The sequence below is a fragment of the Methylobacterium mesophilicum genome (assembly GCF_022179445.1).
In the GTDB taxonomy this organism is placed as follows: Bacteria; Pseudomonadota; Alphaproteobacteria; order Rhizobiales; family Beijerinckiaceae; genus Methylobacterium; species Methylobacterium mesophilicum.
Genome location: NZ_BPQU01000033.1, coordinates 1 through 23877 on the forward strand (window position 1 = coordinate 1; position 23877 = coordinate 23877).

General features: G+C 70.9%; 22 protein-coding genes. 8 read left to right on the forward strand and 14 right to left on the reverse strand.

Annotated elements, in window-relative coordinates:
* Positions 1-193: 193 nt before the first annotated feature.
* The 4 genes from MFF40_RS23480 to MFF40_RS23495 form a co-directional block, all read right to left on the reverse strand.
* Positions 194-1933, reverse strand: a complete 1740-nt coding sequence (locus MFF40_RS23480) for a methyl-accepting chemotaxis protein (RefSeq protein ID WP_147898462.1) — start codon at positions 1931-1933, stop codon at positions 194-196.
* Between the two features lie 304 nt (positions 1934-2237).
* Entirely contained in the window at positions 2238-2834 is a 597-nt protein-coding gene (locus tag MFF40_RS23485; protein ID WP_147856846.1) for a DUF1989 domain-containing protein, read from the reverse strand.
* 66 nt (positions 2835-2900) lie between these two features.
* The gene (gntA, locus tag MFF40_RS23490) at positions 2901-3659 is read right to left on the reverse strand and encodes a guanitoxin biosynthesis heme-dependent pre-guanitoxin N-hydroxylase GntA (protein WP_147856845.1); all 759 of its coding nucleotides are present in this window, start codon (positions 3657-3659) and stop codon (positions 2901-2903) included.
* A 553-nt stretch (positions 3660-4212) separates the two neighbouring features.
* The gene (locus MFF40_RS23495) at positions 4213-4851 is read right to left on the reverse strand and encodes an urease accessory protein UreE (RefSeq protein WP_147898461.1); all 639 of its coding nucleotides are present in this window, start codon (positions 4849-4851) and stop codon (positions 4213-4215) included.
* 257 nt (positions 4852-5108) lie between these two features.
* Here MFF40_RS23495 and MFF40_RS23500 point away from each other — a divergent pair, with 257 nt between their 5' ends.
* On the forward strand, positions 5109-5378 hold the full coding sequence (locus MFF40_RS23500) for a YMGG-like glycine zipper-containing protein (RefSeq protein ID WP_007560631.1): 270 nt from the start codon (positions 5109-5111) through the stop codon (positions 5376-5378).
* Between the two features lie 146 nt (positions 5379-5524).
* Positions 5525-6265 carry a TerB family tellurite resistance protein gene (locus MFF40_RS23505; RefSeq protein WP_147898460.1) on the forward strand — a complete coding sequence of 247 codons (741 nt, stop codon included), beginning with the start codon at positions 5525-5527 and terminating at the stop codon, positions 6263-6265.
* A gap of 5 nt (positions 6266-6270) precedes the next feature.
* Here MFF40_RS23505 and MFF40_RS23510 read toward each other — a convergent pair whose 3' ends face one another.
* On the reverse strand, positions 6271-6672 hold the full coding sequence (locus MFF40_RS23510) for a type II toxin-antitoxin system VapC family toxin (RefSeq protein WP_147898459.1): 402 nt from the start codon (positions 6670-6672) through the stop codon (positions 6271-6273).
* Positions 6669-6941, reverse strand: a complete 273-nt coding sequence (locus MFF40_RS23515; RefSeq protein ID WP_147898458.1) for a prevent-host-death protein — start codon at positions 6939-6941, stop codon at positions 6669-6671. The genes MFF40_RS23510 and MFF40_RS23515 overlap by 4 nt, the downstream gene beginning before the upstream one ends.
* A gap of 222 nt (positions 6942-7163) precedes the next feature.
* Between MFF40_RS23515 and MFF40_RS23520 the strand changes: the two genes are divergently transcribed.
* A complete protein-coding gene (locus MFF40_RS23520) occupies positions 7164-7916 on the forward strand; it encodes an N-acetylmuramoyl-L-alanine amidase (protein WP_147898474.1) in 753 nt (250 codons plus the stop codon).
* Positions 7917-8041: 125 nt separating this feature from the next.
* On the opposite strand, the gene MFF40_RS23525 is transcribed toward MFF40_RS23520, so the two are convergent.
* From MFF40_RS23525 to MFF40_RS23535, 3 genes are all read right to left on the reverse strand, one after another.
* The gene (locus tag MFF40_RS23525; protein ID WP_147856198.1) at positions 8042-9076 is read right to left on the reverse strand and encodes a TerC family protein; all 1035 of its coding nucleotides are present in this window, start codon (positions 9074-9076) and stop codon (positions 8042-8044) included.
* Positions 9077-9259: 183 nt separating this feature from the next.
* Positions 9260-9580, reverse strand: a complete 321-nt coding sequence (locus tag MFF40_RS23530) for a DMT family transporter (protein ID WP_147856199.1) — start codon at positions 9578-9580, stop codon at positions 9260-9262.
* A gap of 10 nt (positions 9581-9590) precedes the next feature.
* Complete coding sequence (locus tag MFF40_RS23535) at positions 9591-11108, reverse strand: MDR family MFS transporter (protein ID WP_147898457.1); 1518 nt, start codon at positions 11106-11108, stop codon at positions 9591-9593.
* 191 nt (positions 11109-11299) lie between these two features.
* Here MFF40_RS23535 and MFF40_RS23540 point away from each other — a divergent pair, with 191 nt between their 5' ends.
* Both MFF40_RS23540 and MFF40_RS23545 read left to right on the forward strand, forming a co-directional pair.
* Positions 11300-11830 carry a GNAT family N-acetyltransferase gene (locus tag MFF40_RS23540; protein ID WP_147898456.1) on the forward strand — a complete coding sequence of 177 codons (531 nt, stop codon included), beginning with the start codon at positions 11300-11302 and terminating at the stop codon, positions 11828-11830.
* 110 nt (positions 11831-11940) lie between these two features.
* Entirely contained in the window at positions 11941-13158 is a 1218-nt protein-coding gene (locus MFF40_RS23545) for a TIGR03862 family flavoprotein (RefSeq protein WP_147898473.1), read from the forward strand.
* 332 nt (positions 13159-13490) lie between these two features.
* Here the strand turns inward: MFF40_RS23545 and MFF40_RS23550 are convergent, their stop codons facing one another.
* Complete coding sequence (locus tag MFF40_RS23550; RefSeq protein WP_238262460.1) at positions 13491-14285, reverse strand: collagen-like protein; 795 nt, start codon at positions 14283-14285, stop codon at positions 13491-13493.
* A gap of 228 nt (positions 14286-14513) precedes the next feature.
* Between MFF40_RS23550 and MFF40_RS23555 the strand changes: the two genes are divergently transcribed.
* The 3 genes from MFF40_RS23555 to MFF40_RS23565 are packed head-to-tail and all read left to right on the forward strand — an operon-like array spanning position 14514 to position 20087.
* The gene (locus MFF40_RS23555; protein WP_147898080.1) at positions 14514-15305 is read left to right on the forward strand and encodes an ImuA family protein; all 792 of its coding nucleotides are present in this window, start codon (positions 14514-14516) and stop codon (positions 15303-15305) included.
* On the forward strand, positions 15232-16800 hold the full coding sequence (locus MFF40_RS23560) for a Y-family DNA polymerase (protein WP_238262462.1): 1569 nt from the start codon (positions 15232-15234) through the stop codon (positions 16798-16800). The genes MFF40_RS23555 and MFF40_RS23560 overlap by 74 nt, the downstream gene beginning before the upstream one ends.
* The gene (locus MFF40_RS23565) at positions 16797-20087 is read left to right on the forward strand and encodes an error-prone DNA polymerase (RefSeq protein ID WP_147898079.1); all 3291 of its coding nucleotides are present in this window, start codon (positions 16797-16799) and stop codon (positions 20085-20087) included. Before MFF40_RS23560 ends, MFF40_RS23565 begins: the two co-directional genes overlap by 4 nt.
* Before the next feature lie 141 nt (positions 20088-20228).
* Here the strand turns inward: MFF40_RS23565 and MFF40_RS23570 are convergent, their stop codons facing one another.
* From MFF40_RS23570 to MFF40_RS23585, 4 genes are all read right to left on the reverse strand, one after another.
* Positions 20229-20696 (reverse strand): BLUF domain-containing protein, encoded by a 468-nt coding sequence (locus tag MFF40_RS23570; protein ID WP_147898078.1) that lies wholly within the window; start codon positions 20694-20696, stop codon positions 20229-20231.
* 126 nt (positions 20697-20822) lie between these two features.
* Positions 20823-21245: a BLUF domain-containing protein gene (locus tag MFF40_RS23575; protein ID WP_147853596.1), complete on the reverse strand. Its 423-nt coding sequence runs from the start codon at positions 21243-21245 to the stop codon at positions 20823-20825.
* 53 nt (positions 21246-21298) lie between these two features.
* Positions 21299-22192 (reverse strand): cobalamin B12-binding domain-containing protein, encoded by an 894-nt coding sequence (locus tag MFF40_RS23580; RefSeq protein WP_147898077.1) that lies wholly within the window; start codon positions 22190-22192, stop codon positions 21299-21301.
* 1008 nt (positions 22193-23200) lie between these two features.
* Complete coding sequence (locus MFF40_RS23585) at positions 23201-23398, reverse strand: hypothetical protein (protein ID WP_147853594.1); 198 nt, start codon at positions 23396-23398, stop codon at positions 23201-23203.
* Between the last annotated feature and the right edge of the window lie 479 nt (positions 23399-23877).

A 23877-nucleotide genomic window follows, 5' to 3' on the forward strand; every position in this document is an offset into this window, starting at 1 on the left:
TCTCCCGACCCCTGCTGACGCAGGGGCCACCCTCCCCCGCAGAGGGGGGAGGGAGCGCGCACCTTCCCTTCCGGATCAGGATCTGCCGGTACCGGCATGTCACCAAAGTGAGATGTGTGAATCCGCAAGCCCCGCAAGCGGCGCGAGGAGAGCACCTCTTCAACGCGCCGGAGCGAAAGCTTAGGCCACCCTCTCAGGCGGCTTTGACCGCGGCGAGGAACGTGGTCACCTCCTGGCCCAGCCCGGAGGCGTAGCGTGCCAAATCCTGCGCGGCGCTCAGCACTTGGCTGGCGGCGGCGCCGGTCTCGCCGGCGGCTTCCCGGACCTCGGCGATGTCGGCGCTGACGGCCTGCGTCCCCTGCGCGGCCTGGGTGACGTTGCGGACGATCTCGCTCGTGGCCGCGCCCTGCTCCTCCATGGCGGCGGCCACGCTCAGGGCGACCGTGCGCATGGCGTCGATCGTACCCCCGATCGTCCGGATCGACTCGACGGCGTGCCGGGTCTCGCTCTGGATCGCGGCGATCTGATGGGCGATCGTGTCGGTGGCCTTGGCGGTCTGGGCCGCCAGGGCCTTCACCTCGCCGGCCACGACGGCAAAACCCTTGCCGGCCTCCCCGGCCCGGGCGGCCTCGATGGTGGCGTTGAGCGCCAGCAGGTTGGTCTGCCCGGCGATGCCGGCGATCAGGCCCATCACCTCGCTGATCTGGTCCGTGCCCCGGGACAAGACCTGCATCAGGTTGTTCGTGCGGGCTGCGTCGACGCTGGCCTGGTCGGCCATCGTGGAGGACTGGGCGACGCGGGACGCGATCTCCTGGATCGAGGCGGACATCTCCTCGCTGGCGGCGGCCACGGTCTCGACGTTGCTCGACGTCTGCTCCGAGGCGGCCGTGACACGCCCGGACTGGTCGGTGGTGCGGTGGGCCGTGCGGGTCATCTCCCGGGCGGTGGCCTCCATCTCAACGGCGGCCGCCGACAGGCTCTGGGTCAGCGCGCCGACATGGGCGTCGAACCGGCCGGTGAGTTCGTCCAGCGCCTGGGCGCGGCGCATTTTGGCGGCGTTCTCGGCGGCGGCGGCCGTCTCGGCGTCCCGCTTGGCGATCAGCGCGTCCTTGAAGACCTGTACGGCCCGGGCCATCGCGCCGACCTCGTCGCCGCGTTGCTGGTCCGCCACCGGCACCGCGAGGTCGCCGCCGGCGAGCCCCCGCATCGCCGCGGTCAGGCGCACGATCGGCCGCGACAGGCCGTTGCCGATGAGCACGAGCAGGGCGAGCACCGGGAGCACCAGGCCGGCGGACCAGAGCGCATTGGTCAGCGCGCGATGGCGCACGGCCGCGTGGACGTCGTCGCGATAGAGGCCGGCGGCGACGACCCAGCCCCAGGGCTTGAACATCTGGACGCTCGCGACCTTCTCGACCGGCTCTGTCCCGCCCGCGCGCGGCTTCATGTAGTCGACGAAGCCGGCACCGTCGCGCTTGGCGACCTCCACCATCTCGGCGAAGTAGCGTTTCCCGCCCGGGACGTCGGTCTGCTCCAGAACCACCTTGCCGACGTTCTTGGCGTTGAACGCGTTGGCGATCAGCCGCCCATCCGAATCGAGGACGAAGAAATAGTCCGCCTTGCCGAAGCGCAGGGCGCTCACCGCGTCGAGGGCGGCCTTCTGGGCCTGATCGACCGGCATCCGGCCAGCGGAGGCCAGCGCCTCGTAATGGGCGAGCAGGCTCTGGGCGACGTCGCCGAGGGTCCTGGTCATCAACGCCCGGTCCTCGAGCGCCGAGGAGCGGGTGTCGACGTAGTTCAACCCGCTGAGGGCGCCGACCGCCGCCAGCACCAGGGCCATCACTGCCGACAGCTTGTGGCGCAGCGTGACGTTCGAGAGGCTCCACCGGGGCGCGGCGTGGCCCTCGGGCGAGCGGTCGGTCTGCGAGCGTGTCATCGGGGCACCGGAAACGGGACGGGTGAAGGCCGTCGGGGGCTGTCGGCGCCGGGGGCGGCACCGCCCGCGGCGGCCCGGACCCCACGGCACCGTTCCGGGGCGAAGGTTTGACACGGGATTGGTAAAGATTCGGTCCACGCCGGGTATCGACAGCGTATTGAATGCGCTTCCCAGCCTCGACAAGTCTCCGGACACACATTCGATCGCCATCCCACGCGAAGATCGCGCGGGATCAAGAGATCTACAAGAAAATAATACGAACCTCTTCGCGGAAGATCTGCCCTCTCCGGCGAGGTTGTGTGCCCTATGCGTCGATCCGATAGTGGATCGGCTTGAAGCTGCCGTTGTTCGATTGCAGCGCCGAGCAGGCGGTCAATCCGATGATCAGGTCTGTCTCGGCGGTGAACACGATCCGGTCTCCCGCCCGGCTCAACGGCGGCTCGACCGTGAGCGCCCCGGTCGTCCCGTCGATCGGCACGTTCATGAAGCAGTTGAACGCCACCGGGATCGCGTCGGGTGCGATGCCGTAGGGAGCGAGAGCCGCGGCGAGGTTGCCGAAGCAGCCCCGGTGCGGGTCCGTATCGCCGTAGATGATCCGGAACGTGTCGGCCGAGCACGGCGTCAGCAGGAAGTCGTGGCGCCCGACCGTGTCCTCGACGATGCGCAGCAGCACGTTCGAGCGGTTCGAGTAGAGCGGGTCTCCGGTGGTCAGGTAGATCCGGCTGGCATAGTCGAGGGTCCGCCCGGACGAGATCGCCTCACCCGTATCGTGGCGGTTGTAGGCGACGAGGTCGGCGACCTGCTCCCCGCGCGGGTCGATCACCGTCAGCCGCTGGCCCCGGTCCAGGGTGAACGCGACGCCTGAGCGCGGCTCGATCTGCTGCACATCCGCTCGGTCCATGGTGTCTCCGCTCCCGCTTCGGTCCGGCTGGAAACGCGGCAGGCGCCACCGCGATCCGGTGGCGCCTCAGGCGCCGCTGGTCGGGACGGTGAGGTCGCGCGGCGAAGCCAGCGGGTGCCAGTCGTCCGTGGCCGGTGCGGTAGGCGCCGCAGGCCGGCCCTGCATCGGGCAGCGCCACTCCTCGCCGACCACGCGGCCGCTGTACTGGCGTGCCTCGGAGGTTTCGCCGTGGCGCGCCAGCATCGGGTTGAGGCTGCCGGCGAGGGCCTCGTCGCGCTCCAGGATCGAGGCGCGCAGCTTCTCGTAGCGGCCCTCCGCCCGCAGCCGCTCGAACTGGGCGTGCAGGTTGAACACCAGTACCGGCGAGGAGAATTGCCGCGCGGGCCGGCTCGCGTTCGGGTGCAGGCCGACCACGAAGAACGCCTCGCCGCCGAAGCTCAGGGAGAAGTGCGGGTTGTCCGGATCGTCCGCAACGCGGGCGTCGTGGGGCTGGCCGAGCCAGGCATCCTTGTCGGTCAGCGACTGCGCCCGCGCCCACAGGTTCTGCTCGAACGCCTCCTCGGACAGGTCGCCTGGCCCCTCGAACACCACCGCGAAGCTCTGGAACAGGTCGGGCGCCTCCCGGTAGCGCGCCACGAAGGCGAGCAGGGCCGGGTAGATGCGCATGTCGTCCCAGCCCGAGGTGATGTCCCGGGCCACGACGATCTTCATGCGCCCGCGCGACAGCGCCGACTTGGCGCCGACGCAGGGGAACGGTGGATTTCGAATGAAGTCGCGGAAGGCCTGGGCACGCGGATGCTCTTGGTCGTCGCGGGGAAACTGCATGCGCTCCGTAGCCCGTATCTGCGCAGGTCCGCCCCGGGAGGGGGCGCCCGCTGGTCGGGACTCGGGCAACCCCGGTTTCAGGTCGCTGTTCCCGCCTGCGACAGGTCGTCCGGGGAGAAGATGAATCGAAAGCCGTCACGCGAAGGATCGACGCCGGTGTTCGAAAGACCTGTCGCAATGTTCGGCCGCGGCCCAAACATAGATTAAGGCGGGATAGACTCTGCCCGCACCCGCGCGAATGTTGCGGGGCCCGTGGCGTGACTTCCCCGGATGGTCAGACGGCACGATCCAGGTCGGAGCCTGTCTGGCCGGTCTTGCCCAACCTCGCCCGCGTGCGAACGAGGGAGGCCCGCTCGGCTGACACCTGAGGATAAGGGCGGCGGACTGGAGGGGGGCTGATCGGGAGGGGGCGAGCACCCGCTGTCGGATGCTGTGCATCCCGGGCAAGAGGACGCGACTCTGCGACAGAGCGGGGTCGGCAGGACGTCTTCGTGCAGCCCGCCGAAGTCGCCCCGGGGTCGGCGGCGCGCTTCGGCTCCCGGGGCGGGCGGCCCTAATGGTCGTGGCTGCAGCCCGGACCGTGGACGTGCGCGGGATGCGCATGGTCATGCGTCCCGGCATGGTCGTGCGCGTGATGGTCAGGGCCGTGGGCGTGCCCGTGATCATGCGCGTGATCGTCGGCGTGTGCGTGGGTATGCCCGTGGTCGTGATCGTGACCATGCCCGTGATGGTCATGGCCGTGATCGTGCCCGCAGGTGCTGTGGTCGTGCGCGGCCTGCTCGGGCCGGAACGGACGCGAGACCGGGCTCGCGGTGCAGCCCTGCCCGCGCACCAGCTCGGCATTGGCCGGCGAGGCCGGGACGTAGAGCACGTCCGCGGCGATCTCGGCGGGGACGTGGTTGCCGCCGAGCTGCCAGGCCAGCCGGGTCAGCCGGGCCGGGTTCTCGGCGCGCACCTCCAGCAGCGCCTCCGCGGCGGCCCGCACCGCGACGAGTCGGCCGTCCTCCAGGCGCAGGGCGTCGCCGTCCTCCAGCGCCGCCGCCTTTGCGAGCGCCACCTCGAACCCGAGGCCGCCCTCCGCGACGAGGGATCCGGACGCCGCCTCCCGGCCCGCGTGGTCGAGGCTCACCGTGTCGACGACGCGGTCGGGGCGAACCGCGGCCCGGCGGATGATCGTGGTGGCTCTCGACATGGGACCCTCGGGGATGGCGCCGCGGCGCCCCGGCCGGAGCGCCGCCTCAGGCCGGTGGCATAGGGCGAGACGGGAAGCGGGCGCAACTCCGGCCGCCGCCGGTGGGAGGTGCTGGAGCCACGTTCGGGATACGCGAGCGATCGACGGCTCCGGGCATGGAACCTTAGCCGTAGGGAGAGCATTGCTTTACTGCTAAGCTCACCGCGATCCGCGACGACGACGGCCGGACCGGATGCACTAAGGGAGATCAGGGGACCATGAAGAAGCTGACCGCAGCCGCCCTCGCCACCATCGCAGCCCTGTCGCTGGGGGCCTGCAACACGCCGGAGGACCGGGCTCTCGGCGGCGCCGGCCTCGGCGCGCTCACCGGCGCGGCCATCGGTGCGGCCGCCACGGGCCGCGCCGGCGGCGCCCTGGCGGGTGCCGCGATCGGCGGCGCCGGCGGCGCCATCGTGGGCGCCTCCACGGCGCCGCGCTGCCCCTACGGCACCTACCGCGACGCCTACGGCAACATCTACTGCCGCTAAAGCCGGGGGGCCGGGCGCGTCCCGGCCCTTCCGCACCGCCCGAGGAGCGGTTATCCCGGCGTCGGCCGGGGCGTCCCCGGTGCCGGACGCGAAGCCGCCGACATGACCGCACCGAGTCCGCGTTTCCCCTCGGGATCGGCCCGTCCATGAGCCAGGGGGCCAAACTCCAGGGCCCCTGGGGTAAGCTCGGCGGTGCCGGGCTCGGCCTTGCCGTGGGCGGTCCGCTCGGGGCGCTGATCGGCGGCGTCGCGGGCCACTTCCTGGTCGACCGGATCGGCGCGCCCTTCGGCCCGACGCCGCGCGACGTGGTGTTCACCACCGGGCTGGTGGCGCTGGCCGCCAAGATGGCCAAGTCCGACGGCGTCGTGCTGCCCTCCGAGGTCGAGGCGTTCGGCCGGGTCGTCCGCGTCGACGAATCCGCGCGGTCCGGCGTCGAGCGGCTGTTCGACCTGGCCAAGAAGACCACGAACGGTTTCGAAGCCTACGCGCGTCAGCTCGCGACGACCTTCGGCGACGAGCCCGCCCTGCTCGAGGACGTGCTCGACGGCCTGTTCCAGATCGCGGGCGCCGACGGCGCGCTGCACGAGGCCGAGGAGCGCTACCTGCGCGCCGTCTCGGCGATCTTCGGCTTTGACGATGCTGCCTTCCGGCGGATCGCGGCCCGGCACGTGCGGCTGCCGGACGATCCCTACGCGGTCCTCGGCCTCGACGCGGAGGCCGACGAGGCCACCGTCAAGGCCCGTCACCGGGCGCTGGTCGCCGAGCATCACCCCGACCGGGCGCTGGCCCGGGGCCTGCCCGCCGAGGCCGTGACCATCGCGACGCGGCGGCTCGCCGCCATCAACGCCGCCTACGACCGGATCGTGCAGCAGCGCGGATCGCGGTGAGCGCGTCAGACCGCCGGGTCTGAGCAGGAGACGAGCCGCACAGGATACCGCGTGGCGTGCCGGTCTTCCGAGACGAAGGTCGCATCTTCGCTGATCGCCTGGGCGACGAGCAGGTGATCGAACGGATCGCGATGATCGGGGTGCATCGGCAGGCCGCCGAGCACCGCAAGATGTGCGGGGCGGATCTCCAGCCGCATGAACCGGTCGCGCGCAAGGGCGGCGTCGATCTCCGCGATATCGGCCTGAAGCTTGCCGATCCGGACCTTGACGACGATCTCCCAGAGCGAGGCGACGCTGACCAGCACGTCGTTGCCTGGATCCGCGATCAGGGCACGGGCCCGGTGCCCGAGGGGATCGCTGTCGGCGAGCCACCAGAGCAGGGCGTGCGTGTCGAGCAGGAGCCTCACCGCTCCTCGCCCTGCATCGCCGCCAGCACCTCCGGCGGGAGCGTGTCGAAATCGGGGGCCATGGCGATCCGGCCACGGAGCATCCCGGGCGTCCGGACCGTGCGGACAGCGTCCGCGGGCGGGTGGATCTCGGCCAAGACCTCGCCGCGCGACGTGACCAGGAACGTGTTGCCGTCCCGGGCCTCGCGCAGGAAGCCATCGATGTTGCCCCGGAACGTCTTCACGCCGATCCGTCGGGGTGCCGTCTTGTTCCGTACCGGGCCGGCCATCGTCGACCTCCACTGCAGCGCCGCATGTGGGCGCATGGTCCGAACGCCGTCAATGACGGGCCGGCGCGATCCGGAACTTTCGACGCCGCATCGCGGTGCGAGCCATGGCACAAGGGCAGCGTCCCGGATATCGGAACCCGGACGATGCGCCCGGTCTCTGGTTTCGCATCGTCGTTTTCCGGAAGCCGGAAACGACCGTTCGGGATGATGCACAAGCCCGCCATGACGCTGACCCCCGACAGCCCCCTCGCCCGCCGCGTGGCGCCCTCGCCGAACCATGGCGAGCGCCGCGGAGCGCAGCCCGACATGCTGCTCCTGCACTATACCGGCATGGCGAGCGGCGCCGCCGCGCTGGCGCGGCTGCGGGATCCGCTAAGCGAGGTCTCGGCCCATTACCTCGTGTTCGAGGATGGCGGCATCGTCCAGATGGTGCCGGAGGCCCGGCGCGCCTGGCACGCGGGCCGGGGCGCCTGGAAGGGCGTGACCGACCTCAACTCCCGCTCGGTCGGGATCGAGATCGTCCATCCCGGCCATGCCGGTGGACTGCCGCCCTATCCGGACGCGCAGGTCGATGCCGTGATCGCCCTGGCCCTGGACATCCTGGGGCGCTGGCCGATCCCGCCGGAACGGGTGCTCGGCCATTCCGACATCGCCCCGGAGCGCAAGGAGGATCCGGGCGAGACCTTTCCCTGGGACCGCCTCGCGGCGGCCGGCGTCGGCCACCGGGTGCCGCCCGCCCGGCTCCGGGACGGGCGGTTCTTCGCGCAGGGCGATGCCGGACAGCCCGTGGAGGCGCTGCAGGCGATGTTCGCGCTCTACGGCTACGAGCTTCCGGTGACCGGTGTGTTCGACGCGCGCACGCACGCGGTGGTCACGGCGTTCCAGCGCCATTTCCGCCAGGAGCGCGTGGACGGCGTGGCCGACGCCTCGACCATCACCACCCTGCGCGACCTGATCGCCGCGCTACCAGCCTAGCACCGGGAAATCCCGGGATTCCAAAGGGCTCAGCCCTTTGGCGGGGTTCGGGGGCGGAGCCCACGAGACGTTCCAGGGCTCTGCCCTGGACCCGCAAAAGGTCCCGGCCTTTTGAAACCTGGACTTCAGGCCCGATGGGCCGGCGCCTCGTGGCCGTGGGCCGGGCCGGAGACCGCCTGGGCCGGGGCGTCGGTGCGGGTGCGCCACAGGCTGTAGAGCACGCCGATCGTCAGCAGCGACAGGGTCACCACCAGCGAGACCCAGGGCTGGACGTGGATGAGCCCGAACGTGTCCGCCACGACGATCTTGGCGCCGATGAAGATCAGGATGAAGGCCAGCGCGGTCTTGAGATAGGCGAACCGGTCGACCATCGCGGCCAGCGCGAAGTAGAGGGCGCGCAGGCCCAGGATCGCGAAGATGTTGGAGGTGTAGACCACGAACGTGTCGGTGGTGATCGCGAAGATCGCCGGCACGCTGTCGACCGCGAAGATCACGTCGGCGCCGTTGACCAGCACCAGGGCCAGGGCCAGCGGGGTGAACCACAGGGCCTTCTTGCCGGTGGCCGGGTCGGGCCGGCGCACCGCGAAGTGCTGGCCGTGCAGCTCGGGCGTGACCCGGAAGGTCTTCTTGATCCAGCGCACGACGGCGCTGTTCTGGAAGTCGCCCTCCTCCTCGGGACCCGAGAACAGGATCTTCAGGCCGGCGAAGATCAGGAACGCGGCGAACAGCGACAGCACCCAGTGGACCTGGTGCACGAGCGCCGCGCCGAGGCCGATCATCAGGCCGCGCAGCAGGACGGCGGCCAGGATGCCCCAGAGCAGGACCCGGTGCTGGGCGGCGCGCGGGATGCCGAGCGCGGCCAGGATCATGGCGATGACGAAGACGTTGTCCATCGACAGCGACTTCTCGACGACGAGGCCGGTGACGTATTCCTCGCCCGCCTGCGGCCCGAGATACCACCAGATCCAGCCGCCGAAGGCGAGGCCGAGCGCGAGGTAGAAGCCGGTCAGCAACAGGCTCTCGCGGACCCCGATCTCGTGGTCCTTGTCCCGGTGCAGCAGTCCGAGATCGAAGGCGAGCAGACAGGCGATCAGGACGTGGAAGCCGAGCCACATCCACAACGGCTTGCCGAGCCATTCGACGGTTAGAACGTCCATCATGTGCGGGACCTGATGCTGATTCCGGAAGGAAAGCATCGGCTCCGACATCACGGGCGCTGAACAGCGCCCGCCAGAGGGGCCCGCAGCCGATAGGGGCGAGTTAAGCGGGCGAACCGGGCGAATCAAGGGCACGGTCGCGGCGCGCGGGTGACGCGCGCCTCGGGCCGCGTCCGCGGCCGGGCCTCAGGCCTCCCCGGACAGCTTCATCAGCACCAGGCCCGACACGATCAGCGCCGCCGCGGCGATCCGCAACGGGCTCGCGCTCTCGCCGAGCATCAGGATGCCGAGCAGGAAGGCGCCCACCGCCCCGATGCCGGTCCAGACCGTGTAGGCGGTGCCCAGCGGCAGGCTGCGCATCGCGAAGGCCAGCAGGACGAAGCTGCCGAGCGCGGCCACCACCGTCACGGCGCTCGGGATCGGCTGGGTGAAGCCGGCGGAGCGCTTCATCGCATAGGCCCAGACCACCTCCAGCAATCCGGCCGCGAGCAGGATCAGCCAAGCCAAGGTCGTGTCCTCATGTCGGGGTGTGAGCGGCCGGGGCGCCGTCGGGCTTTGCCGCCGGACGTTCGCCGAGCGGGCGCTCCTCCATGTAGGCGAGGAACCCGAGGGCCGCCACCAGGCCGACGCAGGCGGCCAGGAACACCGAGCGGAAGGTCTCGGCCAGATGCGCGGGATCGCCGCCCCGGATCAGGCTCTCCACGTCGTGCCCGGTCCCGGCGGCCCCCCCGAGCACGATCGTCCCGAAGGCTGCCACGATCAGGGCGCCGCCGAGCGAGCGGAAGAAGTTCATCGCCGCCGTGGCGATGCCGAGCTGGTGCGGTTCCACGGCGTTCTGGATCGCGATGGTGGAGAGCGGCAGGATCGTCCCGATCCCCATGGAGAGCAGCGCCAGCATCACCTCCATCAGCCAGAACGGCAGCGCCCGCCCCTCCAGGGCGATGACGGCGCAGCAGGCGATGCTGACGCTCATCATGGCCAGCGGCACGCGCTTGTAGTGCCGGAACAGCAGCATCGACCGGCCCGACAGCGTCGCCCCGGTGACGGTGCCGACCATCAGGGGCACCAGGGCCACGCCGGATTCGCTGGCGGTGAGCCCGAGCACGCCTTCGAGGAAGATCGGCACGTAGATGGTCAGGCCGATGAAGGTGCCCATCGCGAAGCAAGCGGACAGGGTGGCGCTGTAGACCACCCGGTCCTTCAGCACCTGCGTGGGGATCAGCGGCTCGGCCGCGGTGGCGAGCCGGGCCGCGAACCCGCAGCCGAGCACGGCCGCCACGGCGAGCAGGCCGAGCACCGGCGCAGAGCCCCAAGGGTAGCGCACGCCGCCCCAGCTCAGGGCCAGCATCAGGGTGGTCGAGCTCAGCACCAGCAGGATGGCGCCGGGATAGTCCAGCGTGTGGCGGCGCTCGTTGCGCGGCAGCAGCTTCAGCTTGGCGTTGGTCAGCGCGAAGGCCAGGAACCCGATCGGCAGGTTGATCCAGAAGATCAGCGACCAGTGCAGGTGCTGGGCGAAGAAGCCCCCGAGCAGGGGCCCGGCCACCGAGGCCGCCACGAACACGCCCGCGATCACCACCTGGTAGCGCGCTCGCTCCTTGGGCGGCATGATGTCGGCCAGGATGGTCTGCGACAGGGCGATCAGCCCGCCGCCGCCGATGCCCTGGAGGCCGCGAGCCAGCGCCAGGGTCACCATGGTGGGGGCCACCGCGCAGGCGAGCGACCCGAGCACGAAGGTCGCGATGGCGATCAGCAGCATGATCCGCCGGCCGTGGATGTCGGAGAGCTTGCCGTAGAGCGGCGTGACCGCCGTGGAGGCGAGCAGGTAGGCGGTGACGATCCAGGGCAGGTTGGCGGCATCGCCCAGATCGAGCCCGATGGTCGGCATCGCGGTCGCCACAATGGTCTGATCGAGGGCCGCCAGCAGCATCGCGGTCATCAGGCCGAAGACGATCGACCGGATCTCGAGCGGGCTGAGGCGGGCTTTCGGGGCGGCGGCGGACGGATCGGTCGCGGTGACGGCGGTGGAGAGCGCCACGGGCGGGAAGCCTCTTCTGGGTTTGCGCGGGATCGGCAGGCTGGACGGGAACGAGGCTGCAGCATCACGGTTGCGGAAGGGTACGGCATTAACGACGGGCCGCGCCGGATCCTACGCGTTCCGCGGCCGTCTGCCTTGTGCGTGACACGGGGTGAATTGCCCGCAGGCGGTGCCCCACGCATAATTTCCGCATGGCCGACATCATCTACCGGGCAGCGCGGGCGACGGACGCGCAGACCATCGCTGCGATCCACGTGGCGAGTTGGCGGAATGCCTATCGTTCGATCCTCGACCCAGCGTTTCTGGCCGGGCCTATCGAGGAGGATCGCCTTTCGCATTGGCTTGGAAAATTCAGCCGCCCGGCCTCGGATTTTCAGGTGGACGTCGCCTCGACCATCGACGGAACGCTTGTCGGATTCACAGCGACGCACCGTAACCTCGATCGACGGTGGGGCAGCCTGGTGGACAATCTGCACGTCCTTCCGGAGATGCGGGGCAGGCGGATCGGTGAGGTGCTGCTGCGCTCGGCTGCGCGTAAGCTGGCCGCTCAGCAGGCCGCAGAGGGCCTGCACTTATGGGTTTTCGAGGCCAATGAGCCTGCGCTTCGCTTCTACGAGCGTTTGGGTGGCCAGGTTGTCGAACGAACCCTTTCGCAGATCCCGACCGAAAACGGCAGGACGATCTTGCGGGTTCATTGGCCGGCATTGTCGGACCTGTTCTAGCGAACCGTGACGGCTCGCAGAGCGAACCCGAACAGACGGTCCGCCCCTGAGACGCCGCTGACATCGGCCACATCTTGACAGATACGGGCCGCCTGCCGCTCTCCAGGCGGATGCCGGACGACATCGAGGATATCGCCATCGTGGGCGGCGGGCCGGCCGGGCTGGCCGCGGCCGAGGTGCTGGCGCAGGCCGGCCGCGCGGTCACGGTGTACGACCGGATGCCCTCGGTCGCCCGCAAGCTGCTGATCGCCGGGCGCGGCGGCCTCAACCTCACCCACAGCGAGCCGCGCGCGGCCTTCCTGACCCGCTACCATCCCGCCGGCCACCTGGACGCCGCCATCGCGGCGTTTCCCCCGGAGGCCCTGCGGGACTGGTGCGCGGATCTTGGCGAGCCGACCTTCGTGGGCACGAGCGGGCGGGTGTTTCCGACGAGCTTCAAGGCGTCGCCGCTGCTCCGGGCCTGGCTGGCGCGGCTCGACCGGCTCGGGGTCCGGATCCGCACCCGCCACCGGCTCACGGCGATCGGTGAGGCGCTGGCCTTCGAGACGCCGGACGGTGCGGTCGAAATCCGGCCCCGGGCGGCCCTGCTGGCGCTCGGCGGGGCGAGCTGGCCGCGGCTCGGCTCGGACGGGCGCTGGGTGCCGCTTCTCGAAGGGCTCGGCGTGGACGTCGCGCCCCTGGAGCCGGCCAATGCGGGCTTTGCCGTGGCGTGGTCCGACCTGTTCCGCGAGCGGTTTTCCGGGGCGCCGCTCAAGCGGGTGGCGCTCGCCTGCGACGGCGTTGCGGTCCGGGGCGAGGCCGTGATCACCGCCGCCGGGATCGAGGGCGGGGCGATCTACGCCCTGTCGCGGCCCCTGCGGAATGCGATCGCCGGGCGGGGAAGCGCCCGGCTCACCGTCGATCTGCGTCCCGACCTGACCCGGGTTGATCTCGCCCGCCGCCTCGCCGGCGCCCGGCCGGGGGACTCGACCGCGACCCGTCTGCGCAAGGCCGCGGGGCTCTCGCCCGTGGCCGCGGGTCTCCTGCGCGAGGCGGCCGGCCAAAACCTCCCCGGCGAGCCAGAGGCGCTCGCCGGGCTGATCAAGGCCGCCGTCCTCGACCTCACCGGCTCGGCCCCGATCGAGCGGGCGATCTCGACGGCGGGCGGGGTCCGGCTCGATGCCCTCGACGGCCGCGCCATGCTGTGCGCCCGCTCCGGCCTGTTCCTGGCCGGCGAGATGCTCGACTGGGAGGCGCCGACCGGCGGCTACCTGCTCCAGGGGGCCTTCGCGGGCGGCCGGGCCGCCGCCGCCGGGATGCTCGACTGGCTGCGCGAGACCGGCGGGTGATCGGGGCGATCGCGCCGCCTGGAGCTCGGATCTGCGCGGCGGGGTCCTGATCTTTTCTACGAAGGCGCTGGCTTATGCCCTCGCCCCGCGCGGGGACAGAGCGGACTCATACATCTCCGGACGAGGCGCAGGTCCCCTCTCCCGTGCGGGAGAGGGACAGGGTGAGGAATGCGACCTGTCCGGAAAGACCTGGTCCCTCACCCCAGCCCTCTCCCGCACGGGAGAGGGGGCGCGTCGCGCCTTGCACAAGCCGATATGTGGACATCGGAGCCCGTGCGGGCGTGGGAGGCGCCAGCGTCGCTTCTATGAGAGAGGTTTGACACCTGCAGCCGTCACGGCCGGGTGCAGAACCCAACGATCCCCGAGGCCTCTGCCGGGCAGGTGGCGCCCTCCCCGTCATAGACCGGGGTGCCGCCCTTGAGGCAGTGGGCGGTGACCAGCGTCTCATCGGACTCGCAGGTGACGGTGCAGCCGCCCGCGCAGTCGGACTTGCGCACGGCCCGCAGGGCGGACGCGCCGGCCTCGCCCCTGGCCCCTGCCCCGCCGACCGGGCCGGGCTCGCCCTTGATGCCCGGCTCGCCCTTCGGTCCCGGATTGCCTGGGGTGCCCGGGATTCCCGGAGCCCCCTGCTCACCCTTGGTGCCGGGCTCACCCTTGAGCCCCGGGTCGCCTTTCGGACCCGCATCGCCCTTCGGCCCCGGCTCCCCGGTCGGACCCGCGGCGCCCTGAGGGCCGGGTGGGCCCGGCGGGCCTTCGGCGGCGCAGTTCGCGACGACCGCCTCGCGCTCGTCCGGGTCGGCCTTGAGGGTCACCACGCAGGTCGGCGGCCGGTAGGGGACCCGGAGCGCGAAGCGCCCGCGCCGGTCGGCCTGGATCGAGATGTCGTCGTCCAGGACCACGATCGCCCCCGGCTTGCGCACCGAGCCCGAGATCCGCAGGTCGCCGGCCTCGATCCGGGCGTCGTAGACCATGATCGGCTGGCTCGGGACCGGCGCGTGCCGGGGCCGCGGCTTGGCCTGGCGCGGGGGCGCCTCGGAGGACGGGGCGGGGTCGGGGTCGGGCGGCTGCTGGGCGAGGGCCGCTCCGGAGAGGGCGAGCAGGATCGTCAAGGCGAGGGCTGGGCGCATGCTCGGACCGTGTCGGCCGCGTCTGGCGCGGCACACGACTGTGGTCTCGGCTCGCGGGCTCGGTCAACCGTGGCTTTGGTCGCGGGCGGGACGGCCGATTCCACAGGCGTCCACAATCATCCACAGGCCAAGCCGCTGGCCCGGCGTCCGATTCGGGCGACCCGCTGAAACGGTTTGAACATGTTCCTGTTATGTTCTTATCGTCCGGCATGACCGGAGCACGCGGAGATGGGGCTGGACCCTGCGAACCAGACCGGGCGGGATCCCACGCCGGGCAGCCCCCGGGAGCGGCTGGCGGCCCTGCGTGCGCGCCTGTCCGCGTCGAGCGGTCCGGCGGCCCCGCCGCCGGTCCTGCCCCTGGATCTGCCGGCGATCGACGCGCACCTGCCCGGCGGCGGCCTGGCGCTCGGGCCGCCGCACGAGATCGCCCCGGCGGAGCCCGCGGACGCGATCGCGGCCCTGGGCTTCGCCCTGGCGCTCTGTGCCGCCCGGCTCGCCCGCACGCAAGGCGCGGCGCTGATCGCCGCCGCCCCGAACCAGCCCCTGCCCCACGGGCACGGCCTGGCCGGCCTCGGCCTGGATCCGGCCCGGCTGCTGCTGCTGGAAGCGGGCGGCGACGCGGAGGTGTTCCGCGCGCTCGAGGCGGCGCTTCACGCCCGCACCCTGTCGGTCCTCGTCGGCCTGATCCAGGACGGCCTGCCGCTGAAGCCGGGCCGGCGCCTGCAGCTCGCCGCCGAAGGGGGCACGGAGGGCGACGGGCCGCCGCTCGTGCTGATCCTGCGGCCCGCCGAGGCCGGGCTGCCCAACGGCGCCGCCACTCGCTGGCGGATCGCCTCGGCTCCGGCCGCCCGGGACCGGTTCGGCACCCTCGACAACCCGCGCTGGCGGGCGCGCCTCGATCGCTGCCGCAACGGCCGCGGCGGCGACTGGCTTCTGGAGTGGGACCATGCCGCGCATCGTCTGCGTCTGCCTGAGCCACTGGCCCGTGACGCGGCTGCGGCGGGCCGGTCTTGCGCCTGACCGGGGCCCGCTCGCGGTGGCGGCCGAGGGGCCCGGCGGCCTGCGGCTCCTCGCCCTCGACCCGGAGGCGGGCGCCCTCGGCTTGAGGCAAGGCGAACTCCTGGGCCGGGTCCGTGCGCGGATCGGCGTGCCGCTCCAGGTCTACCCCGCCGATCCCGAAGCCGACCGGGCGGCGCTGCTGCGGCTCTGCCGCTGGGCGGAGGGCTACGCCCCCGGCGTGGCGCCGTTCGGGCCGGCCGAGGCGGCGGACGGGTTCTACATCGACGTCGCCGGGGCGAGCCACCTGCGCGGGGGCGAGGGCCCCCTCGTGGACGACCTCGCCGGGCGTCTCGCCCGGTCGAAGATCCCCGCCCGGATCGCGCTGGCCGACACCCCCGGCGGCGCCTTCGCGCTGGCCCGCTTCGGCGCCGCCGACCGGGTGGTCGTACCCCCCGGCGGGGCCGCCCAGGCCCTGGGGGGGCTGCCCGTGGAGGCCCTGCGCCTCGATCCCGGCACGGTCTCGGGCCTGAGGCGGCTCGGCCTGCGCCGGGTCGGCGAGATCGACGCCCTCGCCCGGGGGCCGCTGGCCCGCCGCTTCGGCGAGGCCCTGCTGCTGCGCCTCGACCAGGCGATGGGCCGCCGGCCCGAACCCCTGGCGCCGCTCACCGAGGAGGCCGCGTACCGGGCCGCCCGGGGCTTCCTCGACCCGATCGGCCGGCAATCGGACATCGTCGTCACCGCCCGGCTGCTGATGGCAGAGATCGCCCCCCGGCTGGAGCGCGATGGGGTCGGCGCCTGCGCCCTGCGCCTCGTCCTGCACCGGGTCGACGGGATGACGCGCGCCCTCGATCTCGGCCTGTCCCGGCCCGAGCGCTGTCCCGAGCGCGTCGCCACCCTGGTCTCCCTGCGCCTCGACCGCCTCGGGGCGGCTCTCGACGCCGGCTTCGGCTTCGAGACCGTGGCGCTCACCGTCACGGTGACCGGGCCCATGACGGCCCGCCAGACCGATCTCGAGGCGCCGCCCCAGGGGGACGAGATCGGCGTCCTGGCCGACGCCCTGGCGCAGCGCCTCGGCCGGCCGCTCCTGCGCCTCGGGGCGCGGGCGAGCCACATCCCGGAGCGGGCCGGCCACACCCGCCCGTGGACCGCGGACCCGACGCCCTGGCCCGACCACCTCCCGCCCCGGCCCCTGGTGCTGTTCCCCCGGGGCGAGGCCGCCCTCGACGTGCTCTCCACGGTGCCCGAGGGACCGCCCCGGCGCTTCCGCTGGCGCGCCCGGATCCACGCCATCGTCCATGCCGAGGGGCCGGAGCGGATCGCGGCCGAGTGGTGGCACACGCCCGGCGCGCCCGCCGCCGACAGGGACGCCGATGCGGCGAACGGGGGCGCCCCCGGCCAGGCCCGGGACTATTACCGGGTCGAGTGCGAGGCCGGCCGCCGGCTCTGGCTCTACCGCGACGGGCCGCACGCCCCCGGCCGGCCGGCCGCGTGGTTCGTCCACGGGGTGTTCCCGTGAGCGATCCCGCCTACGCCGAGCTCGCCCTGACCACGAATTTTTCGTTTTTACGCGGCGCCTCGCATCCGCAGGAATACGTCGTGCAAGGCGCGGCCTACGGGCTCGCCGCGATCGGGGTCGCCGACCGCAACACTGTGGCCGGAGTGGTGCGGGCCCATGCGGCGGCCCAGGCCCTCAAGGCGGAGGGCGTGGCGATCCGCGTCCTGCCGGGCGTGCGCCTCGTCACCGAGGACGGGTTCGAGGCCGTGACCTATCCGGTGGACCGGCAGGCCTGGGGCCGCCTCTGCCGGCTACTCACCCGGGGCAACCGGCGCAGCCGCAAGGGGGATTGCCGGTTCTCCTTCGCCGAGATGCTGGAGGCCGCCGAGGGGCAGATGTTCATCGCGATCCCGCCGGGCCGGCGCCCGCGCCCCCCGGACGGTTTTTTGGGCCGGCTCGAAGCCCTGGCCGCGGCCGCCCCGGGCCGGACCTGGCTCGGGGCGAGCCACGCGCGGCGCGGCGACGAGCGCCGCCGCCTCGGCCTCCTCGCCGAGCTGGGGGAGACCTACGGGGCGCCCATGGTCGCGGTCTCGGATGCGCTCTACCACCATCCCGACCGGCGCCCGCTCCAGGACGTGGTGGCCTGCATCCGCGAGCGCTGCCGGATCGGGGAGGCCGGCTATCGGCTGGAGGCCAACGCCGAGCGCCACCTGAAGCCGGCCTCCGAGATCGCCCGGCTGTTCGCCGACCATCCGGAGGCGCTCGCCCGCACGGTCGAGATCGCGCAGGCCTGCACCTTCTGCCTGTCGCAGCTGCACTACGAGTATCCCGACGAGCCGGTGCCCCCCGGGCGCACGGCCCAGGAATACCTGGAGGAGAAGACCTGGGAGCGGGCGCGCTGGCGCTATGCCGGTGCCGTCCCGGCCTCGGTCGGGGCGACGCTCGGCGAGGAGCTGCGGCTCATCGCCAAGCTGGACTACGCCCGCTACTTCCTGACCCTGTTCGACGTGGTCGAGTTCGCCCGGAGCCGGGGGATCCTGTGCCAGGGGCGCGGCTCGGCGGCCAATTCCGCCGTGTGCTTCTGCCTCGGCATCACCGCCGTGGACCCGTCCAAGCACCGGCTGCTGTTCGCCCGGTTCATTTCCGAGAACCGGGGCGAGCCCCCCGACATCGACGTCGATTTCGAGCACGCGCGCCGGGAGGAGGTGATCCAGCACCTCTACGACCGCTACGGGCGGGCGCGCGCCGCCCTCTGCGCCACGGTGATCCACTATCGCCCACGCATGGCGATCCGAGAGGTCGGCAAGGTCTTAGGGCTCACCGAGGACGTGACCGCGGCGATCGCCGACACGGTCTGGGGCTCCTGGGGCAAGGACGTGCCGGACAAGCACGTGCGCGAGGCCGGCCTCGACCCCGACAACCCGGTGCTCCGGCAGGCGCTCGACCTCGCGCACCAGCTGATCGGCTTCCCCCGCCACCTGTCGCAGCATGTCGGCGGCTTCATCCTGACCCGCGGGCGCCTGGACGAGACCGTGCCGGTGGGCAACGGCGCCATGGCGGACCGCACCTTCATCGAGTGGGACAAGGACGACATCGACGCGATCGGCCTGATGAAGGTCGACGTGCTGGCGCTCGGCATGCTGACCTGCCTCAAGCGCGGTCTCGATTTTCTGGAGAAGGACCACGGCGTCTTCTACGAGACCCTGGCCGACCTGCCCCGGGAGGATCCCGACACCTACGCGATGCTGGCGAAGGCCGATTCCGTCGGCGTGTTCCAGGTCGAGAGCCGGGCGCAGATGTCGATGCTGCCCCGCCTCAAGCCGAAGGAATTCTACGACCTCGTCGTCCAGGTGGCGATCGTGCGCCCGGGTCCGATCCAGGGCGACATGGTCCATCCCTACCTGCGGCGGCGGTCGGGGCAGGAGCCGGTGGTCTATCCGTCCCCCGACCCCGCCCACGGCGATGCGGACGAGCTGAAGGAGGTCCTGAAAAAAACCTACGGCGTGCCGCTGTTCCAGGAGCACGCGATGCAGATCGCCATCACGGCGGCGGGCTTCACCCCGGCCGAGGCCGACGGGCTGCGCCGGGCGATGGCGACGTTCCGGCATGTCGGCACGATCGGCGGCTTCGAGCAGAAGTTCGTGGGCGGCATGACCGGCCGCGGCTACCCGGCGGATTTCGCAGAGCGCTGCTTCGCGCAGATCAAGGGCTTCTCCACCTACGGCTTCCCGGAGAGCCACGCGGCGAGCTTCGCGCTCCTGGTCTACGCCTCGGCCTGGATGAAGTGCCGGCACCCGGACGTGTTCCTGGCCGCGATCCTCAACGCCCAGCCGATGGGCTTCTACCAGCCCGCCCAGCTGGTGCGGGACGCCCGCGCCCACGGGGTCGAGGTGCGGGGCGTCTGCGTCAACGCCAGCGCCTGGGACTGCACCCTGGAGCCGGCCGGGGATCCGAAGCTGCACGCGGTGCGCCTCGGCCTGCGGCAGGTGAACGGCCTGCCCGAGGCCGCGATGCACCGGCTCGTCCGGCTGCGCGCCAACGGCTATGCCAGCATCGAGGGCCTGCAGGCGGCCCTGGCCCTGCCCCGCAACGCCCTGGAGCGCCTGGCCGAGGCCGACGCGTTCCGGTCGCTGGGCCTCGACCGGCGCGCCGCCCTGTGGATGGTGCGCACGCTCGAGGGCACCTCCTCCCGCAAGGCCGCCAAGGCGGACGGGACCGAGCGCCGCGGCCATCTCCTCGACGCGCCGCTGCCGCTCTTCGCCTGGCACGCCGACGACGGCCTGTTCCGGCACGAGCCGACCGTGGACCTGCCGGCGTTGCCCCTGTCCGAGGCGGTGGCCGAGGATTACGCCGCCACCGGCCTGTCCCTGCAGGGGCACCCGGTCGCGTTCTTCCGGGGCCGGCTCGCCCGGATCGGCGCGATCCCGGCCCGGGCCCATCAGGATCCGGCCCTGCCCCAGGGCGCCCGGGTCACGGTGGCGGGCCTGGTGCTGATCCGCCAGCGGCCGGGCACCGCCAAGGGCGTGGTGTTCCTGACCCTGGAGGACGAGACCGGCATCGCCAACGTGATCATCTGGAAGACGGTGTTCGAAGCCAACCGGAGGGCCGCCATGCAGGCCCGCTTCCTCGCCGTGCGCGGCCGGGTGCAGCGGGCCGAGGGGGTGGTCCACCTGGTCGCCGAGGGGTTTCGCGATCTGACGGAGTCCCTGCGCGACCTGCGCGCCGCCGGGATGAGGCTACCCCCCGAGACCACGGATTTCGGGGCGCCTCAGGACCGGCGGGCGTATCCGAGCCGGGATTTTCATTGATCCTTCGACGGCGGAAGCCCGCCGCGTGCGCAGCGACGCGACCGAGCGGAGGATGACAGACGCCGGGCAGCGTCTGCTGGCGACCCGATCGGGTCGTACACGTTGCCTCTAGATCTGCCGGAAAGCGGACATGGGCCCCGATCAACCTCGACCAAGTGGGCCCGCATCGAGTTGTTCGAGGATACGCGTCAGCGTCGCGCGATTGTTTTTATCGTCTGCGTTTTCGAGTGCATCTTCCAGCACGAGACGGATATCCTCGGCTTCGACCTTCTCCATGTCCCAGTTCGGGTAGAGACGCTCTCGCTCTTCTTCGCTCTGGCTCAGCGAAACGATGTCATAATGCCGCTCGTCGCGATGCAAAATCGCGATCAGGTTCTGGATCTTGGCGGCCGGCCCCTCGATCCACTGAAAGAAGACGCCGCTGCCGAAAACCAGCACCCCGGTGATGCCGTGCGCAAAATTGTTGCGCTGGGCCGTCTCGACGATGCGGGAGACTTCGGCGTCATCAACGCCCTCGGCGGCGCGACTACAATAGACAAAGTGGTAGAGTTTGGGCAGCGCAGCTTCATCTAACTCGACGCCGCGCGGGATTCCGTATTCGTCGAACATCAGTAAGCTCGCTTCATCTGTGGCAGTATGACCAAGGCTCAAATTCAATCGAACCAGTGCCCAGATATACAGGGCGCCGTCGATCCAATTCGGTCAGGAGCCATACTTTGTGATTCGCTCAAAGGTTCATGAGTCGTAAGGCGCGTCATCGCGTTCGGGTTCGGCCGCAAGCCGCTCGAATACTTTCAGAGCTTGCAAAGGAGTGGCTTTATCTATCGCTCCGTTCGCGACGTCAGCCTGTGACCACATCCAAGATCGGGCCGGATCGTCACGCATGGCCCAGCTTGGGAATAACCGGTCCGTCACAGGGTGATAGGACAATCGCCTGATCTCCAAATGCCGGTCGTCGCGCAAGATCCGAGCATAGGTGGCATCCAGCGCTTCGGCCGAGCCCTCCAACAACTGCATGTAGACATCGGCCCTGCAAATGAGGGCGCCGGTGATCCCATCTCGCGCGTTGCATCGCCGCGATTGCGACAGGATGCCATTGAGCATCGCTTGGTCGAACCCAAATGGGCGCGAGGCATAGATGAGCTGAACGACAGACATTGCTGCTGGATCCTATCAGGCCGTCCGATTGGTTCGGATCGATAGAGAGAAATCTACGGTCGGTCGTTCGCAAGCTCGAAGGCAGATGAGAGCAGTCTCTGTGCGAGCAGAACCGCGGTGGGGGCATCGACCGCCGAGGCATCGGCGCCCACCCGTTCGACGTATTCGGGATGCTCGAGGAAGACGGGTCCCCCGACCATGACGCCGATTGAGGGGTTGAGCGACGCCCGTCGTACCGCCCGGATCGAGGCGGCGAGCTGATCGAGATGGCTCTCCCGGCTCAGCGTCAGACCCACGACGCCGAACCACTCCGAGGCGACGAGAGCGGCGATCTCCTCGGGGCTGGAGGCAAGCGCGCAATCCGCATGCCAGCCGGCCTTCCGCATGAACTGTTCGACGATGGCCAAGCCGAAGGTGTGGAGTTCGCCTGGTGCTCCCATCAGGAGGATGCGCCGCCCGCTATCGTAGGGCGCGACGCCTCCGTCCGTGCGGAACGTGGCCAACAGGAACTGGAGTTGGGCGAGGCCGGCCGTGACCTCGATGAAGTCGCACAGGTCGTCGTCCCACATGCGTCCCAGCAGGGCCGCCGAGGGTGCCAACAGGTCGAGGAACAGGTCGTCGACGGAATATCCCTTGGCCGTCAGGGCGGTGAAGGCGTTCTTGGGGGCCGTGACGTCGTGCCCGAGGATCAGATCCGTGAAGCCCGCGACCGTTTCCGCTTCCAGCTTCGGCAGGACGTCCGACCGGACCTCCCTCCCGCCGCGATCGATCAGCATGAGCCGTGGGATGATGTCCGTCTGAACGATGCGGCCGAGCGCCAGGGTTCGGTGCCGTGCCTCGTCGGCGGATCTTCGCCGTGCATAGCCCTCCCGGACATACGCCGCTTCGGCGATCCCCTCCGTGATCAGATCGGCCCACTCCCGGTGGGTTGATCCCTGATCCAGCATTGTCTCATCCCCATGGTCCGGGGTTGGCATCCCCGTTTGTTATTGACCGTCGTCGGCGAGTACGGGGTGCAAGAGAGACGCAAACGCGCGCGTTGTAAAGGAGGCGACTTTCCTACAGGGCTCACCCGATATCAGCAGCTTGCGGCGGGCGCGAAGTACAGCCGCCCTGCGGGAGAGACAGGTCTTCGAACGTCGGCCTCTCATCGACCGCAGCCTCGAGCGGACCGACCGCTCCCCAACCGTTGCGGACGGCACCAAACGTGGGATCCCGTCTCGGCGCATGAAGACGCACACTCATCGACCGGCATGTCGCCCTTGACAATGTTCCTACTTTGTGCTCATTAGCCGTCACCTGTCCTTCGGCGTTTCGGGAGCGATCCCGCGGCGCTCCTCGGGGGTCCGTCCGGTGGCTGACCGGCGGGCTCGGGGGACGGGGCGGTGCCCGCGTCGGTGGCTCTCAGCCGCCATCGCCCCGGGCGGCGTGCCGATGCAGGGCGTGTCTCGGATGCGGGCGTGAAGATCGGGCGGCAGTCTGCCCGGCGGGGTGCGGAAATGCCCCCGCGGCGACCCGGGTCTGGGCGTGACCCTCAGAAACCTGCGGACCCGCCCACTACGAGGCGGATGTCGGGTGGAAGGCCACGGCGGTGATGCGGGTTCCGGGGGCGTCTCGGCTGCGATTGCGGCTTGGGCGTCATGAGCAGTGACCGCGAACACGGAGTCGCGGGGATCGGCAGGTCGCACAGACATCGCGACGAGACAGACGGCACCGGCCGGGGACCATGCCCGTCCGATGCCGCGGGTCGCCGCGGGGATCGGATCCCGGGCGTAACTTGGCCGTCACCTGGGTTCCCGCGGCGTCCCGCGTCCAGCGTGAGGAGACTTCTTGGGCCATGCCCCCGGCGCCGCAGGCGCGTGGGGACGATGTCGCATATCCGGAGGTGGGCGGACGGGCGCGCGGCGATCGATCCGCCCGGTGAACCGCGGGTCGGGACGAAACCGGCTCAGGTACTACAGCAGCGTCCCGGAGGAGGACCGCACCGTCAGCGACTTGCCGGCTCGGGACACCAGATGGGCGAAGGCCAGGGCGGCCGCCGAGGCCTGCGCGGCCGAGGGAAACGTCCGGGACGACTCGGCGACGGTCTCGTCGGCCTCGTTGAGCAGGACCCAGGACCAGAGATGCTCGGCTTGGCGGATCTGGAAGTGCATGGCGGGTCCACCCCGTAAGGTCCGGACCACAATGCACCGCGAAAAGACGTTGCGGGTTAATGGCTTGCGCCGCCAAAGTCGAATAGTCGACAAACCATCGACTTGTCCGCGCTTTCACCGCTCTTCACAGCGTGCCGTTTGCCACAGGTCTGCAACGTGCCTTGAAGGCAGGGCAAACGACGGCACCTTCCACGCCCGGCAGCGTGCCGGAAGATCGGGTCGTGCGCGGCGAAGGATGCTGAACAACAAAAAAAGCAAGGCCTGAGGCCTTGCTTTTCAAGCTGCAGTGGCTCGACCTTTGATTATCCTACGCATTGCCTGCGTGGCGGTCGGTTTTCCTCCCGAGACTCGGACCCTGCGCCACCTCTTGCGGGCGTCGCAAACATCACGAGCCGCTTATAGGAACAACAATTCGTGTTGTCACCGGGTGTGCGAGAAAAATCTGCGCTTTCTTGCCGGCAAATGGGCAGTTCGATTCC